Origin of the sequence: Candidatus Defluviibacterium haderslevense (assembly GCA_016712225.1) — a bacterium.
GTDB classification, from domain to species: domain Bacteria; phylum Bacteroidota; class Bacteroidia; order Chitinophagales; family Saprospiraceae; genus Vicinibacter; species Vicinibacter haderslevensis.
Map to the genome: position 1 here is coordinate 2,378,664 of JADJRL010000003.1, position 15,521 is coordinate 2,394,184.

At 33.4% G+C, this 15,521-nt stretch carries 18 protein-coding genes and 1 pseudogene; all 19 read right to left on the reverse strand.

The window, feature by feature from the left end; genetic code table 11:
- Positions 1-95: 95 nt before the first annotated feature.
- Positions 96-422: a hypothetical protein gene (locus tag IPK88_09380; GenBank protein MBK8243626.1), complete on the reverse strand. Its 327-nt coding sequence runs from the start codon at positions 420-422 to the stop codon at positions 96-98.
- Positions 423-490: 68 nt separating this feature from the next.
- Positions 491-802, reverse strand: coding sequence for a hypothetical protein (locus IPK88_09385; GenBank protein ID MBK8243627.1), 312 nt, complete (start codon positions 800-802; stop codon positions 491-493).
- 163 nt (positions 803-965) lie between these two features.
- Entirely contained in the window at positions 966-1,574 is a 609-nt protein-coding gene (locus IPK88_09390; protein MBK8243628.1) for a hypothetical protein, read from the reverse strand.
- A gap of 177 nt (positions 1,575-1,751) precedes the next feature.
- Positions 1,752-1,925 carry a hypothetical protein gene (locus IPK88_09395; GenBank protein ID MBK8243629.1) on the reverse strand — a complete coding sequence of 58 codons (174 nt, stop codon included), beginning with the start codon at positions 1,923-1,925 and terminating at the stop codon, positions 1,752-1,754.
- A gap of 7 nt (positions 1,926-1,932) precedes the next feature.
- Positions 1,933-2,457 (reverse strand): hypothetical protein, encoded by a 525-nt coding sequence (locus tag IPK88_09400; protein ID MBK8243630.1) that lies wholly within the window; start codon positions 2,455-2,457, stop codon positions 1,933-1,935.
- A gap of 197 nt (positions 2,458-2,654) precedes the next feature.
- Entirely contained in the window at positions 2,655-3,464 is an 810-nt protein-coding gene (locus tag IPK88_09405) for a hypothetical protein (protein ID MBK8243631.1), read from the reverse strand.
- 137 nt (positions 3,465-3,601) lie between these two features.
- Entirely contained in the window at positions 3,602-4,372 is a 771-nt protein-coding gene (locus tag IPK88_09410) for a hypothetical protein (protein MBK8243632.1), read from the reverse strand.
- Positions 4,373-4,559: 187 nt separating this feature from the next.
- Positions 4,560-5,504, reverse strand: a complete 945-nt coding sequence (locus tag IPK88_09415) for a hypothetical protein (GenBank protein ID MBK8243633.1) — start codon at positions 5,502-5,504, stop codon at positions 4,560-4,562.
- A gap of 170 nt (positions 5,505-5,674) precedes the next feature.
- Entirely contained in the window at positions 5,675-6,508 is an 834-nt protein-coding gene (locus IPK88_09420) for a hypothetical protein (GenBank protein ID MBK8243634.1), read from the reverse strand.
- A gap of 182 nt (positions 6,509-6,690) precedes the next feature.
- Positions 6,691-8,532, reverse strand: a complete 1,842-nt coding sequence (locus IPK88_09425; protein ID MBK8243635.1) for a tetratricopeptide repeat protein — start codon at positions 8,530-8,532, stop codon at positions 6,691-6,693.
- A 197-nt stretch (positions 8,533-8,729) separates the two neighbouring features.
- Positions 8,730-9,974: an NAD(P)/FAD-dependent oxidoreductase gene (locus IPK88_09430; GenBank protein ID MBK8243636.1), complete on the reverse strand. Its 1,245-nt coding sequence runs from the start codon at positions 9,972-9,974 to the stop codon at positions 8,730-8,732.
- A 2-nt stretch (positions 9,975-9,976) separates the two neighbouring features.
- Positions 9,977-10,432, reverse strand: coding sequence for a hemerythrin domain-containing protein (locus IPK88_09435; protein MBK8243637.1), 456 nt, complete (start codon positions 10,430-10,432; stop codon positions 9,977-9,979).
- A gap of 15 nt (positions 10,433-10,447) precedes the next feature.
- Positions 10,448-10,747 (reverse strand): annotated as a pseudogene (locus IPK88_09440) (phosphoribosylpyrophosphate synthetase).
- Entirely contained in the window at positions 10,740-11,471 is a 732-nt protein-coding gene (gene ric, locus IPK88_09445) for an iron-sulfur cluster repair di-iron protein (protein MBK8243638.1), read from the reverse strand. The pseudogene IPK88_09440 and the gene ric overlap by 8 nt, the downstream one beginning before the upstream one ends.
- Positions 11,472-11,482: 11 nt before the next feature.
- The gene (locus IPK88_09450) at positions 11,483-11,806 is read right to left on the reverse strand and encodes a cupin (protein MBK8243639.1); all 324 of its coding nucleotides are present in this window, start codon (positions 11,804-11,806) and stop codon (positions 11,483-11,485) included.
- Positions 11,807-11,811: 5 nt separating this feature from the next.
- Complete coding sequence (locus tag IPK88_09455; GenBank protein ID MBK8243640.1) at positions 11,812-12,246, reverse strand: Rrf2 family transcriptional regulator; 435 nt, start codon at positions 12,244-12,246, stop codon at positions 11,812-11,814.
- 322 nt (positions 12,247-12,568) lie between these two features.
- Positions 12,569-12,853, reverse strand: coding sequence for a hypothetical protein (locus tag IPK88_09460; GenBank protein ID MBK8243641.1), 285 nt, complete (start codon positions 12,851-12,853; stop codon positions 12,569-12,571).
- Entirely contained in the window at positions 12,846-15,074 is a 2,229-nt protein-coding gene (locus tag IPK88_09465) for a TonB-dependent receptor (protein ID MBK8243642.1), read from the reverse strand. The genes IPK88_09460 and IPK88_09465 overlap by 8 nt, the downstream gene beginning before the upstream one ends.
- A gap of 63 nt (positions 15,075-15,137) precedes the next feature.
- The gene (locus IPK88_09470) at positions 15,138-15,476 is read right to left on the reverse strand and encodes a hypothetical protein (GenBank protein ID MBK8243643.1); all 339 of its coding nucleotides are present in this window, start codon (positions 15,474-15,476) and stop codon (positions 15,138-15,140) included.
- Positions 15,477-15,521 lie beyond the last annotated feature (45 nt).

Below are 15,521 nucleotides of genomic sequence, written 5' to 3' on the forward strand. Positions count from 1 at the left end.
AACCAGAAGCCAAAATTACGGTTTTTTCCTGAATGAAACGTTTTCGCTCTGCTTGAATCAATCTCATGTTATGAGCGGTTATTTGTATTTTTACTTTACTTAAATAGATTTTGAAAAACTTCTACATAACGATTATAAATTGAACGTAATTTACGATGTTTGTTTAATTCGTCAAAATTTATGGTTTCATAATCATTTAAATTAGGATTAAATTTGCGCCAAGTTCCAATCTCTATTGACTTTGGAAGCCAACATTCTTTAACTACAATACTATCATATGGCACATATGTTTCTGGGTCATATAGTTTTATTGTATCAATTTTAGAAAATTCTTCATATATTTTATAATTCCCTTCAATAATAATTAAACCAGAGCTATCAAATTCAATGTATGTTCCGTTTTTTAGAGGCTTATTCTTCAAATTAAACATGTTTCCTACATCATCATAAAAATCTTGATCATATGGCTTTATAAAAGTCGAAATAGCTTTTATTTTTCATTTTCATAATAATTTATCCAAGTATTTATTTTCTCGCTACAAGCATATGTACCAATTTCTTTTAATTGATGATTTTTGAACCAAGAAATATAAGCTCCATTTGGCTCTCCTCCACAATCACTGCAACTCCCCCAGAAGACTTGTTCAAGCATTTGACCTTCAGGTGAAATTAGGATTTTTTTATTATTGATATAGTAAATTCTATTACTATCTTTATCTATCCAATCAGCTTTATCTGGAAATTGAATTGTGCTTTGAGAAAAGCAACTGTTAATATATAGAATAATAAATATATACTTCATTTTATTTTAATAATCGCTCATAACGTATTGCAGATTTGTGATGGGCGGGAATTTCCGCCACAAATTATAATTCGAAGATACAAACTTTCTGCAACTATAAAACTGTCTGCGGAGCACAAAGCCCCGCCTATTGCAAATGTGCTGTTATGTGTAGCCTTTTTTCTCAACGTTTGAAATTTGTCGCTTTAAAACCATTCATAAACTCTTCAAACTTGTCAATATTCTTGTCAAAGGTTTCTTGTGTCGAAGTAAAGTCTATCCACAAATATGCAGTCTTAGTTTCAAGTAAAATGTACATGCAGTGATACATAAGTTTACCGCTGATCCAATATACTTTATAAGCATCACCAATATTTTTGTATTTCCCAAGGTCTTTCTTTCCCATAAATTTGTGTGAATTATTCCATTTTGCTGATTGTCCAAACACAAAATCTTCCACTATAAATTTCTTAAAGTCCTTGAGAGATTTGTAGACTTTCTTGTCAAATGATTTAATAACTATCGCATTTTCAATGCCCTCAACCGATGGCAAAGTCCCACCCCAAGCATAGATCCCGCTTTCAAATAAGTGCAACCAGTTTGGAACTATCACTTGAAAATTGAAAGTCGAGTCCACATAAGTTAATACTTCAACTTCCGCTTTATATTGCTTGTCCCTAAGCCCGTCATAATTACTGAATGAATCATTCTTAACTTTGTTGCTGTCAGATGTTTGACCAATTGCCAGTCCGATTGAACATATAGATAATATTGTCAGAATTAATTTCGTCATTTTGTTTGTTGTTTGGTTGTTGTCTTAAGGTTACACATAACGTATTTGAGATTAATGCAGGCAGAGCATTTTCGATAACTGCCAACGGCAAAAACCTTAAGCCAAATTTACAACATTTTCTGGAATGAAAAATGAATTGCTCTGCTTGCATTAATGTCATGTTAAGCACAGTGCGTTTTAAACAGTTGAATATTTTCTTTTACTTTCTGCTTTGGTTTTAACTTTTGGTTTTGCAGATGAATTCGATTTTGTTCTTTGGAAATAATCGTGGAGTGCTTTTTCTTCAGCAACTGTCAACGTTCCTTGTCCTCCAATAATATCTACTTCCAAAATTTGTTTCTTCTTAGTCATATTCTATTTACTTAAAATATTTATCAATTAGTTTTAGTGCGGCTCTATTCGCAATAATCATAACTCTGCCACCAAAATGAAAAGCACCAAGAGTTTTTTCGTAATGTTCAATAAGTTGAGATTTTGATAAGAAAGAAACATTTCCTTCAAACCCTCTTTGAAATGAAATTTTACAAGCAAATGCTACCAAATTGCCCGCAACTCCTGAATACATCTTATTTTTTCCTTTGTTGAATGGTGCGTTTTCAACAATATGCATGTAAACGTGATCTTGTTTTATCTCAAGACAAATAAGCCCTTGTATAATAGTTGAGTTTCCAACAATGGTCAATTTGTATACCTCTCTTTCAGGTTGTTTGTATTCCTCTGTCCAATTGAATAGCCAACCATTTTTCTTAGACACTAGTTTAAGCTCGCTTTTAGTTAATATGGAAACTTCAGTAGCAAAGCTGTCTCCAGTAATTACATTTTCAATCGAGTTTGTAAGCTTATCTACTTCAAAATCGAGTCCAATTTTTTTTGCCTTTTTCACATAGCAAATTTACGAATTTTTCATGTATTTATTGCTATAATTTATTGATTAAGGCGTCTATTTGCATTGTGCTTAACGTATTTGAGATTAATGCAGGCAGAGCATTTTCGATAACTGCCAACGGCAAAAACCTTAAGCCAAATTTACAACATTTTCTGGAATGAAAAATGAATTGCTCTGCTTGCATTAATCTCATGTTAATGATAGTTACTTTTGAAATTTACTATTTCATTTAACTTTATAAACTCAGATTGTTTTAATTTATTTTTTTGGTATAATACAATATTACCTTTGGAGCTATTAATATTACAAAAATATTCGTTTGTAATTGTATCTAGCATATTGTTTTCCCATTTCTTTTGATATTTTAGGTCTAAATTGCCAAAATTATTCCAAACTCCAATCCAAAAAACACCCCATTCATCTCCGGCATCTCCACCAATTGATTTACCTACTATAAAGTTATTATTGTTATAATAGAATATGGTATCAATGAACGAATAACCAATACTTGCTAATAAGTATTTATTAATAGTAGTGAAATACTGGTAGTGCGTTGAGTCGATCTTTTCTAATAGAATAAATAGAGTTCCTTTTGTTTCAAAACCATTATCATTCATGTATGCCACGAACTTATTGCTATTTAATTGATACTGTTTCTTGCGCCTTTCTTCATCAATGAAGCAAATTGATATTGAATCGTTAATATATTCATTTAAATAATCGCGTTTTTTGAACCTATATCGTAAAGAATTAGTGTCAAGACTATAACATATTGTATCAAAATTATATCGCTTTAATAATATTTGGAATAAATTTAAACTGTCAATTGATAAAATCATGCCTTTAGATAATGCTTTCCATTCACTACTATCAATTATTAAAGGCACCTTTGTTTCTGAGAGTGAATCTTGAACGTATGAAGTTTCTATACACAAATCTTTTTCAATTGATTTAGTTTTGCAACTAATCATAAGTATGAAACAAAAAGCCTGTAGTATCTTCATTTTGTAATTGTCATTAACGTTTCGGGGGTTTGCGATGGCGGGGTGAATTAGCACTAAACTTCATTCGGAGAACTGAACTTCCACCTTGCACAAATGTGTCTGCGAAGCACGGAACCCCCGCTATCGCAAACCCCATGTTAGCGGTTCGTGCTTCTGTCATTGGCATTTTTTGTAGTCAATATTTTAATGTCCGAATATAGATATATGATTGCTATCGTCATTGCGCTAAGTCCTGCAATGATTGACCGAATTGTCAACGGTTGTATAATCATATAAACACCAAATACAATCAGGAAAATACAAAAGGGATAAGCCAAAAGTCGGATTATAATTCTCTTTATACTCCACTCGTTTGTCACTTTCTCAATTTTTATTTCTGCCGATTTGTTGTCTAAAACGTCAGCCAAGTTTTTAAGGAATGTCTTAATGTTTTTTCTATTCCAGCCATACGAAACAACAGAACTCATGTTGTTGGGGTCGCAAATGCTGTTTACTAAAAGTCGGTCTTTGTCCTTTATGATTGTTACCATCTCTCCCCAACTATTCGACCAATTCCAAGGTCTGTATGCCCTAAAAAAAGTCTTGTTGTTACGGTCAATACGCCACTCTAATTCTTTAATAGTTCGCTCAATAGTTTCTTGAAATTGTTCGTCTGTAAAAGTCACATTAACTTCTTTGAACCTTAGTCGTCTCTGCTGAATAAATGCAAACAATATAGCAAGCAATAAAAACGGCAATGAGCTTTTGATTAATTCGTCTGCAGTCCGAACACCTGTATAAGTGTTTGTTATATAAATTTCTATTAAACTCCATCCTGTCAAGCAAACGATAAATAATAACAGTAGGACAACTCCATAATGAGTCAAAGTCTGAACAGTTGTCAGCTTCAGTCTTTTATTTTTTTTCATTATTGGTATCAACTCATTTGTCATTGTTGGTGTCGTCATAGCATGACCGCTAACGTTCCGCGCGCAGACGCAGGCCTGGACTTCGAAGTCATTAGCTTGGTAAAAGTACAAATGTTTCATAGAAATCCAAACGATCGAATCGCTACTGCAGCCAGGCTTGAGTTCTGCGCGCTGTTAGGCACAGTAGTTAGTCAACGCTAATTATTACACTTGTGGCTTTCAGTTGTATAAGTTTCTTGTCAGGTGAAAGGGCGTAAATATTGCTAACTGTTATTCTATCTCCGTGCTTTAATGCCCTTAATCTATCTTGGAAATCTCGTGTTCCATATTCGGATTTCACTTTAAAAGTTTCTGTTTTGAAATTTGAAATTATTTGATACTCATAACTTAACAATCTGTATTCCGAGTATTCTTCAATGAGCTTGTTGTTCAAATAAACGGCAACAGAGGGAGCGGCATCTCTTAAATATCTATATTGAATTGTATCTCTCTTTTGATGCGGGAAATGTATGGCCGGTGTCAACCCGAGTTTGTTATTTTTATTTTTTTGTGGAGTCCTATATTCCTTTTCCTGTGAATTTATTTCACACTCTATTAATTTCTTATGTAGAGGAGATATTTTTAGAAATGATACTTTTTCACTTTCGCTAGGTGTGGCACGATTCTCATTTTTATTTTTAAATAATTTGTAATAGTCAGATATGGCATTCAAAAAAATATTTAAACCATATTTTTTTACATAACCATAACTACTTTGATATTCTATCGAATCTCCTACAATTAATAGTTCATATTCATTGCCACCTCCATAACCCAAGAGTTCATGGTCGTTGATGACGTAGTTACTTTTCCTGAAAAACACTATTTCTTTTTGTCCAACTTTGTACTCTGCATATCTCCTCCCGCAAGACCAATTTTCATATTTCACAATAGGTAAGGTGTCTCTGTTAAGTTCGTTTAATAAATACTTGTCAACTTTTAAATAAAAGTAGTTTCTGTCAATTTTGATAATGGTTCCAATTGCGCCATAATCTGCTTTTTTCAGCATTTCACATAGGTGTAGATAACCATAATCAGCTTTTGCGGTTGTTATGCAAAACGTAAAAATAAAAATTGCTATTAATTGTTTCATTTTAGACGTATTGGTCTTTAACTATTGTGCCTAACGGATTTGGCATAGACGCTGCACCGCCAAACCTTAGCAGCCAAAAGTAAGAAATTAATTTTTAATTACCGGGAAAAATTAAAAGAGAATGATTTTCGATTCTTGGCGGTGTAGAGTCTATGCCATGTTATGCGACGTCATTTTATGTAGTTTATGAATGTACTGTCAACTTTTAACCATTGAATATGATTATAACTTAATATTTTTTCATCTGCGTATAAGGTATACTTTATTAAATTATTTCTAAATAGAGCTAGTACATATTGTGGATTAAAATTTGTTTTGTCTATTTCTTCGAGAATTGGAGATTGGATAATACTAAGTAGAGGAATTCTAGTAAGGATATTTGCTATCGTATCCTTATTTTTGATGGTTTTAATTTTTTCATTTTTAATATAATATTGTTGTTGCTTGAGACTATCTTTAGGAGGATGATGTAATTGGGTATTTGAAATTCTAATTGAGTCAACATATTTTATTGGGGATAAGTCAAAAAGTCTGGAACTATAAGATATATCCTGTTTATCTCCTGTTTCAATTGCCTTACAAATTAAATGGCCTAAACTACGTAGTATTTCACTCTCATCTTTTATATCATAATAGCTAAATTTTTTCAGTATACTGTCTTTACAAAGTATTACAAGACTATTGGTTGAACCATGCGTAACCTGTATTCTTGGATGTATAAAAGTATCAGATAATACAATTTTAACTGTCTTTAAATAGGAAATCAATTGGGTACTATCCCTAATACTATGACAACTAAATCTAGGACCAAATTCACAATTTCCCCAACCATCGCAATCTCTTCGCTCGATTTCGTAATAAATAATGCTGTCACGTTCAATAATAATCTCAATATATGAAGAGTCAGTTATTGCCGAAAGATGAATTTCATCATATGGAAGTTCATTTTTTGAGCATGAGAGGTTGATCAGAATCAGTGTAACAAAAGATAGTAATAATTTCATTAATGGTTCGTTCTGTTTTTATAAATCTTTACTAGTAATTTGTTATATGAGATGGCGCATAACGGTTTTCGGCTTGGCGATGTGGCGGATTTTTAGCACAAAAGTTCAATAGAATTACTGCTGTTGAACCTTGCACAAATGTTTCATAGAAGCACTTCAGCCGCCATATTGCCAAACCGATGTTATAGGGCGTTTTTCTTTGTGTCATTGATTTTCTGTTCTATAAATATTAGGTCTTTGTCGCTGTCAGATGCTCCTTTTTGTTTTTTAATTTGTCTTGTTTTCTGGTAGCAGTTTAAAGCTTTATTGAAAAGTTTTTCTTTTGAATAAATGTCGCCAAGAGTTAGCCACAAATAATCTGTCATTGGAAATTTGGTTAGAATGTCCAAAAGATATTTCTCTGCTTCGGTAAATTTTCCTGATTGATGTAAATACTGTGCTTTCATAGACATTCCTTGTGCAGGATTGATTTCTTCCGAAATTAATTTGTCAGAATAGAATATCGCCTTGTCCACGTTGCCAATGAAAAAATGTGATTTGGAAATACTTACCAAAGCCATCGCATCTTTTGAATTGGAATTTAAAACAATCTCAAAACTTTTTATCGCTTCATCAAACCTATGAATTTGAAAGTTACACATTGCATAATTGAAATGTTCATTAGCTGTTAGTGTCGAATAAGTGATAAGCTGTTTGTATATGTCAGCAGAAAATTCAAAAAGTTGATTTTGCACAAAAAAAGGAAGTAGGTTCTTAGAATTTATATGTAAACTTTTTTTCTGTGGAGTTAACTCAAAACATTTTAGAAGGCATTGTGATGCTTCGCTAACATCTCCTGTTTCTACTAATGCATTAGCAAGGTTCATTAATGCTCCGCTGTTTTCAGGGTCGATTTCAACTGCTCGAAGCAAACAAGTTTTAGCATCTGCATTATTGTCAAGTTCCAAGTAAATTGCACCTAAATTGTTTAATGCTGTCGAACTATACTGATACAAGTAAACAGCTTTCTTAGTTGCTTCTAAAGCGTCTTGAAGATTACCTAACTCATATTCTAATCGTCCCTTTTGAGACCAAGCCGAATAATGGTCAGGCTGATGATTTAAATATTGGTCAATTGCTCTAAGTGCTTCTTTGTTTTCCCCAATTGCAGACAAAGAACGAGAGAGAATGTATAATTCTTCTAACTTATCATCTCTCGAAATAATTTGCTTTGGTATTTCAATGCCTTCGCTTTTCGCAACTTTATCCAAGTCCTTGAATAGTTCCTGAAATTGCTGGTATCGTTTAGAAAGGTCTTTTTCAAGACACTTTTTACAAATTTCAAAAAGTGGATGATTTATTTTCTTAACGGGCTCGCTTAAATGAACTTGTCTTATGTCAGGACTTGACATTACATAAGGATAAGCACCTTTTGTGATTAGCTGATACAATACAATTCCGAAACTATAAATGTCGCTTCTGTGGTCAATGCTGTCGGGGCGAAAAATTTGTTCTGGTGAGTAATACATAGGAGTTCCACCACCGACTTTCTCATCATTCAAGTAAGATTTTGAAAGTCCAAAGTCAGTTATCTTTAGATTTAAATCCTTATCAATAAGAATATTGTCGGGTTTGATGTCCGAATGGGCTATCATTCCCTTTCCAAGACAATGGTTCATTCCATAGGAAAATTGCACAGCCCACTTAATAATTAAATGAAGTGGTAAATTTTTTCCAATGTAATTTGTTAGTCTGTTTTCTCCGTTTTCATTGCCTTCAACAAATTCTGCTGCAACGAATATTTTTCCGTCAAATTTTTCCGCAAAAAGTGTCTTGACGATATTTTGATGCACACCAAAAGAAGTCCAGTTTTTCGCTTCGGTAAAGAATAGTTCTTCAAGATGTGGTTTAATGTCTTGGTAGCTTTTTAAAACAAAAGGAAATCCGATGCCTTGTTTCTCAACAAGAAATACGTGTCCCATTGCACCACCAAATTGTTGCAATACTTTATATTCTCCACCTATGTATTTTGTCGTTTCTGTCATTGTTGGTGTGTCGTCTTAAAATGCCCTATAACGTTTTCGGGCTTGGCGAAGGTGGCGATTTACACCAAAAATGTTGATGCGGAGAACCAAACTTTGATTAACCACAAATGTGTCTGCGGAGAACTGAACCGCCACTTTTGCCAAACCCGTGTTATAAGCAGGCCTATTGACTATCATGGGTTAATGTGTCTAATTCGTCAATCCATTTTAATTTTTGTTTGTTTCAAGATTAGTCTTAATGATGTGTCTTTAGTTAAATAAGCCCATACCCAGTTAATAAATATAATAAGTTTATTTCTAACACTGAGTATCAGCATTAGATGGAGAAACATCCAAACTAACCAAGCAAAATAGCCCTTAAACTTAAAATGTGGAAGGTCAACCACTGCCTTGTTCCGTCCTATTGTTGCCATTGATCCCAAGTCTTTATATTCAAATTCATTAGTCTTAGCTTTATTTAAATTAAACGCTAAATTTTTAGCTTGGTTGATTGCTACATTTGCTACTTGTGGATGACCTTTAGGATACTTTGGTGTTTTCATTAATGCAATGTCACCGATTGCAAATATATTTTTTGTCCCTTCAACCAAGTTAGTTCGATTCACTTCTATTCTATTGGCAACTGCTTGAACATTTTCTGGTAGCCCTTTAATTGTGTTACCTATAACACCTGCTGCCCAAATAACCGTTTTTGATTTTATTATATTTCCATTGCTAAGCTCAAGAAGATTTCCATCATATCTTTTTACAAAAGTCTCGGTTATAATATTTACCCCCATTTTTTGAAGGTATTTTTTTGAAGTTCTTTTGGCTGAAATACTCATACTATTCAATGTATCTTTGCTTCCTTCAATTAGACTAATTTTGAAGTGAGTGAAATCGATATCAGGATAATCTTTTGGCAGAATATTGTTTTTTATTTCGGCAAATGCTCCCGCCAACTCAACACCTGTAGGTCCAGCACCCACAATTGTTAAATTTAACAAACCTTCTCTATCGCTTGCTTCGGCTGAAATAATATCCTCAAATGTTTGGAGTATATGATTTCGAATATTTATTGCATCATAAGTGGTTTTTAATGTAAAAGCATGGCTTCTTATTTCATCATTTCCAAAGAAATTTGTTGTGCAGCCAATAGCTATTACAAGGTAATCATAGAAAAATTCTCCTATAGTAGTTTCTATTTTATTATTAACCGAATCAATGGAGTGAACTTCTGCCAAACGGATTTGAAGGTTTTTCTTAGATTTAAATACGTTGCGAAGTGGAAATGAAATGCTGGCTGGTTCTAATTGCGAAGTGGCTACCTGATAAAATAGCGGTTGGAATTGGTGATGGTTGATTTTATCAATAAGTAAAACATCAAAAAGTGTGTCGTCAATTTTTTTTATAAACTGAATACCCGCAAATCCGCCTCCAATAACAATTATCATCTTTTTCATGATTATTCCCAAAATACATCTGTTGTGTTCTCAATAAATTTTTCACTTGAATGAAGTTTTTTGAATACTTCCATATTCTCTGGCGAAGCAGCATTTTGAATTTTATCAAACAAAACTCTTTCTTCAAATCGAATGTGTTTTTCTAAATCAACTTGTATTTGCTTTATAGAAATTTCAATTTGAGAAGTATTGCAAAATAAACCTGTAATTAATTTGTGTTCTTCGATAGCTTGTTTGATAAGAATATTTTCATTACCCAGTATTGGGAAAATATATTTTTCTTCCATTTCAAAATGTGGCTGTAAATGATTTTTAAAAAACCAATCAAGGTATAATTTCATTCTTGTAATTGAAACCCCTTTTGAAAAACCAGTTTTAATTTTCCAGCAGAGTAATAAACCGTGATGGTGTTCTCTGCTCAATGCTTTAAGATATTCTGCTCTTTTTAATGGTTTCATAGTTGTGATATGATTTTCTAATTTTTCGACAATTTTGGTAGTGACAGAGTCTGAATACAAACCATACGCATTTAATAAAGTGCCTTTTATTTTATGCTTTTTGGAGGAAATTGCGAATAGAATCATTTCATCTCCTGGGTCAGTATTCCCTTCAAATCTATAGGTTTCATCAATTTCAAAATCATCAGGAGAAAGTTGAGTCATGGTATTATTGCAAACTAAACATTCTTCCTCTAAATGAATATTGAAGTCATGCGTATAGCCTCGTTTAATTAGGTCATTTATTGCTTCGCTTACTGTTTCGTAATTATGCATACAGGTTTTGTATTAATTCTTTTTCTATTTCAATGGCTTTTGGAAATAGAATATTATTTTCCAAATGGATATGTAGGTGTAAATCTTGCTCAAATTCTTTAAGTAAAGCGAACGAAACACGATAGGTGTTGCAGGCATCTTGAGGTGGCGTATAGTTATTGGTTAATTCTTCAATCTTCATGAAACGATGCCCCTCTACAGTATGTTCATTCATCATCATCTGTATAGGGTTTTTAACTGTCCCGAAATGTGCGGCATCTACTTTAGTATTTTCCAGTTTTGCTTTTGTCATTTTCCGTATAAAGGGGAACAAAATCAGCTCTTCCTTTTTCATGTGAGCTGCAAGCTCACATGCACTAGCATTAAATTCTTCTTTTATTTTAAGTAGTTCGGGATGGCGTTCTCCGTGAACTTTACATATTTTATCTAAATAAGGCTGTATTTCTAATGTTTTCTCTTGAACGTATCTGTGGTGTTTCTTTTCAATATAATCTGCTAATAAATCAAGCGGCCACGATTGATAATCGGTCGTGGACTCACTTTTTGCCTCCATAATAGCAACTAAATCTTCTAATACTTTCTTTGTATCAATATTTTTCTTCTCACATGCCTCTTGAATAGTTCTGTTGCCTTGACAACAAAAGTCGATACTGTATTTTTTAAATACTGATGCGGTGCGGTAGTCCCTTGCTACCAACTCTCCAATAATTTGATTTTCTTTCATTTTATTATTTTTTAATTGTTTATAAATTTAATTTCCGAATCATTTTCCATGATTACAACCGCCTGAAAATCTTTAGTTATTTGTAACATATGTTTTTCTCCGGCTGGTATAATTAAAGATGCGTTTAGCTTTAATACATGTTCAATTCCTTTCATTTTTAGTATTGCTGTACCTTTTTGAACAATGATTACGGCTTCTTTTGTGCTAATATGCTCAGGCATATTCATCCCAGCACTTCCATTAACTTGCAATACCTTGAATGTATTTCCTAATTCAAGACGTATCATTTTCGGATTATTATTTGATTTCATATCTATGTTTTTTCTTGTATTCATTTCCGTTATCGTTTCAAAAAAGTTAATCCATTTTCAAAGTCGATTGCTAATGATTTAATAGTAGTTGTATCACTCATTTTTTTTAATTCCTCACGTATCACTTTAAATTGATTGTGTACAGGACAAGGCTTTTTTTCATTGCATTTTTTCAATCCTAATCCACAACTGTTATAAATGTTTTCTCCGTCAATTGCGAATACAATAGAGCTTAGGTTAACTTTTTCTAATTTCACGCTATCCATAGAAAAACCACCTGTTGGACCCTTATCAGCATTAATGATAATATTCCGAGATAGTTTTTGCAAAATCTTTGAAGTGTAAGCAGTTGGCGATTCAATTGCCTCAGAAATTTCTTTCAAACTCACTTTTCTGTCTAGTAGTGATTGTTGAGCAATGTAAATTGATGCCCTAATTCCATATTCACAAGCTTTTGAAAACATCTGTTGTCATTTTATGAGGCAAAGATAAGCAATTATTCTAATAGTGGATATGTTTGTCCACTATTATTTGTTAAAATACTATAATTTGTTTCTTATGGTCATCTTTTGCTTGGATTGATGTTGAGTTATAGCGAAATTGTCAACCGAATGTTTGTCGTCCGAAAGGCATATTGGAAGTCGAAAGTTTGGCTGTTTTAGCGTCCGTTTGATGGTTGCACTGTCGTCTTTTAGGCTTGCTTATAACGTTTTGCGGCTTGGCGAAGGTGGCGATTTCACCACAAATGTTCATACGAAGCACACACTTCAAATTTACGAAAAACTGTCATACGAAGCACTGAACCGCCACTTTTGCCAAACCGCTGTTACCAGCTGGCGTTCTGTCTGTCGAGGTCGTGAAGTCCTTGTCTGTCGTGTGTTTTGCTGTCAACTGGCGGTATGTTTGAGTGTCGGTTGTGAGTTGCGTTTTTAAAATTTTTAGAAGGGAAGGAATTTTTTTTAATTCAATTTTTCTTGGGTAGTAAAAAGCAAGCTCTTTTGCAAACTTTGGTCTGTGCGTTTGCTTGTAGCGGTTTGCAAATGTGCTTGCTTTTAGTGTTGGCTTATTCATTTGTTAATTTGAAACGAATACCAACATATATTTCTCTACCCCGTGTCGGACCCCAAACAGAAGAAGTGTCAAAGTATGGGCTGAATGGGTTTTGCCAACTGATAATTGGTTGTTTCTGTCTGAAATCAAAAACATTTTCGCAACCTGCATATACTTCAAACTTTTTAAAGCTGTATGTAAATTGTGCATTTACTAAAGTGTAAGGTTTAGAAAAGTCAGGTCGTTGAAACTCTGTTGGATTTGATTTCGTGTCTGGCAAACGCTGCTCACCATACCAGTGAATATTTATATCAAAATGAAATTTATTTGTCAGGGGTTTGTAACTGAATGTTGTCAAAAATTTGTGTGCAGGATTAAAAGGTAATAGTTGTTTTGCCCCGTTTATTTCTCGGTAAACATCTAAAAAGTTGTAGCCAGTTTTTAATTCAAATCGTTTCCAGATTTTTAAATAAAGTTCTGCCTGAAAACCATTGCTTACACTTGTCCCATTAAAATTTTTAATTATTGCTTTCGTTGGGTCGCTGTCGTAGTCGGGGAAAATTTGATTTTGAAAATCTGTCCTGTAATAGTCAGCACTGAAATAACCTGAAAGGTTTTTAGTTTCAAATTTTTGAGTAAAGTTAATCCCGAAATTTGTTGCTCTTTCAGGTCTTAACTGTTCTGCGAAAACGATGTCCCTTGAACTAACCAACAAACCAATATTTTCACTGAATAAATTTACTGTTCGCCAACCTGTCCCAATGCTTGCACGGAAAACTGTTTTTGGTGTAATATCATATTTTAATAACGTTCTCGGTGTAACAGTGAACCCAAATTGATTATGTTGGTCGCCACGAATACCGGCAATCCAAGTTAATTTGTCTTTAAAAAAGCTCATTGAATTTTCAGCAAATACGCCCGGAATGATTTCTATTTTTTTGTAATTTCCTGCATAAGTTCTGTGTAAAGTTGTGTCGGTAAAAGCAATGTCTTCATTCAGGTTTAAGTAACGGAAACTAATGCCTGTTTTTAATGAATGCTTTTGCGAATAATTCAATTCGTATTGCAAATTGCCATAAAAATTTGTCTGCTGTGCATTATATTTTACTGTTCCGAAAAATGATTTTTGGTCTTGATGAAATGAAGAAGCAAAGAAAATTATTTTATGGTTGTCATTGAGGCGATAAGCTGTTTTAGTCCAAACTTCGGGTTGATTAATATTCACGGTTTGTCCGTAAATACTTGTGCTTCCTTTGTCGCTATCCGAATTATAAAATGTTTGTCCCCCAATTCTTTGCTCATTTAAAAAACGCAAACCTATTCTACTGCTCCAACCCCAATCTTTATCGTTTCCGTATTTCCACTTGTTTGAAATCATATAACGGGTTAGTTGCGGTAAGTCAAGAAAATTATCATTGTCTCGGTCAATTTTATTTGCTGGTTGCACAGTATGAAACGCTGTCAAATTGCTCCATTTCCCTTGTTTGAATGCATAGTTGGCGTTAAGATGCTTTTCAAAAAAATTATTCATATAAACATTCAGCAATAACTTGTCTGTTTTATCAGGTTCTTTCGTTTCAACATTTATTTGTCCACTAATACTTTCATATCCTTGCAATACACTATTAGCACCTTTTGAAACATAGATGTTGTCAACCAATGTTCCAGGGATACTGCTAATTCCATAAGTATAGGATAATCCTTGTATAATTGGGAAACCGTCTATTAAAACCTGATTGTAAACTCCCGATAAACCTAAAATGCGAAGTTCTTTTGAGTTTGTAATTACATTAGTCGTTTGAGGTTGAACGGTGGTTTGAGTTTCAAAGCAACCCGCTAAATCACAACAAGCGGCTTTTCGCAATTCTGTTTGAGTAATAATTTCTGTTTTGATTGGAGTGATGTTAGAAATAATTACACCGTCTCGTTGTCCTGTTACAACAACTTCTCCAAGCGTTTTTGTTTCCGCTAATTTGAATTCAACAAATGTTTGATTGGTAATTTCAATGGTGTCTGATGTATGACCTACAAAACTTGCAATCAGTTTTTTATTGCTAATGTCTTTGGTGGTAATTTCAAATTCTCCTTTGTTGCCAGTGGATATTCCTATTGTTGTGCCAAGCCAATGCACACTTGCACCTGTCAATGGTTCTTTTTTGTCGTTGGTTACTTTTCCTAAAATGGTTTGTGCAAACAGTCCATACGGAAACAGTAAACCAACAATGAAGATATATTTTTTCATTGTTTGAATGTTTTACAATAAGGGAAGGTTTGTTCGCAGAACAAACCTTCCCTTATCTGTTGTTTACTGTTTTATTTTGTATGGTCTTTCGTCTGGGTTTTCGCAACTACCTGTATTTTCAATAGCTGTATTGATTTCCTTTTCAGTAACCAATGCAGGATTAAATTTCACTTCAAACGAGGATGTTGTTCCCATTTTACCTGCTTTGCAACTGCTAACGCCTTTTAATTTTTCCACATTGGCAGAAATCATTTTCAAGTCCATTGAACAGGAGATACCTTTTACTTTGATAGTAACAGTTTTTGTGCTGTCGGTTTTTTGCGTTGTGCTTTGAGCAAACGCAATGCTTGTTGTGGCTGTCAAAACGATGAAAGCCAAAACAAATGATTTTATAAATTTCATTTTTCTGATTTTTAAATTGTTAACAATAAAGAAATGATACTCCGA

Excerpts from the sequence above, each read along its gene's own strand:
- IPK88_09385 (MBK8243627.1), bottom strand. The coding sequence starts at position 802 with ATGAAGTATATATTTATTATTCTATATATTAACAGTTGCTTTTCTCAA.
- IPK88_09390 (MBK8243628.1), bottom strand. The coding sequence starts at position 1,574 with ATGACGAAATTAATTCTGACAATATTATCTATATGTTCAATCGGACTG.
- IPK88_09395 (MBK8243629.1), bottom strand. The coding sequence starts at position 1,925 with ATGACTAAGAAGAAACAAATTTTGGAAGTAGATATTATTGGAGGACAA.
- IPK88_09405 (MBK8243631.1), bottom strand. The coding sequence starts at position 3,464 with ATGAAGATACTACAGGCTTTTTGTTTCATACTTATGATTAGTTGCAAA.
- IPK88_09410 (MBK8243632.1), bottom strand. The coding sequence starts at position 4,372 with ATGAAAAAAAATAAAAGACTGAAGCTGACAACTGTTCAGACTTTGACT.
- IPK88_09415 (MBK8243633.1), bottom strand. The coding sequence starts at position 5,504 with ATGAAACAATTAATAGCAATTTTTATTTTTACGTTTTGCATAACAACC.
- IPK88_09420 (MBK8243634.1), bottom strand. The coding sequence starts at position 6,508 with ATGAAATTATTACTATCTTTTGTTACACTGATTCTGATCAACCTCTCA.
- IPK88_09425 (MBK8243635.1), bottom strand. The coding sequence starts at position 8,532 with ATGACAGAAACGACAAAATACATAGGTGGAGAATATAAAGTATTGCAA.
- IPK88_09430 (MBK8243636.1), bottom strand. The coding sequence starts at position 9,974 with ATGAAAAAGATGATAATTGTTATTGGAGGCGGATTTGCGGGTATTCAG.
- IPK88_09435 (MBK8243637.1), bottom strand. The coding sequence starts at position 10,432 with ATGAAACCATTAAAAAGAGCAGAATATCTTAAAGCATTGAGCAGAGAA.
- ric (MBK8243638.1), bottom strand. The coding sequence starts at position 11,471 with ATGAAAGAAAATCAAATTATTGGAGAGTTGGTAGCAAGGGACTACCGC.
- IPK88_09450 (MBK8243639.1), bottom strand. The coding sequence starts at position 11,806 with ATGAATACAAGAAAAAACATAGATATGAAATCAAATAATAATCCGAAA.
- IPK88_09455 (MBK8243640.1), bottom strand. The coding sequence starts at position 12,246 with ATGTTTTCAAAAGCTTGTGAATATGGAATTAGGGCATCAATTTACATT.
- IPK88_09460 (MBK8243641.1), bottom strand. The coding sequence starts at position 12,853 with ATGAATAAGCCAACACTAAAAGCAAGCACATTTGCAAACCGCTACAAG.
- IPK88_09465 (MBK8243642.1), bottom strand. The coding sequence starts at position 15,074 with ATGAAAAAATATATCTTCATTGTTGGTTTACTGTTTCCGTATGGACTG.
- IPK88_09470 (MBK8243643.1), bottom strand. The coding sequence starts at position 15,476 with ATGAAATTTATAAAATCATTTGTTTTGGCTTTCATCGTTTTGACAGCC.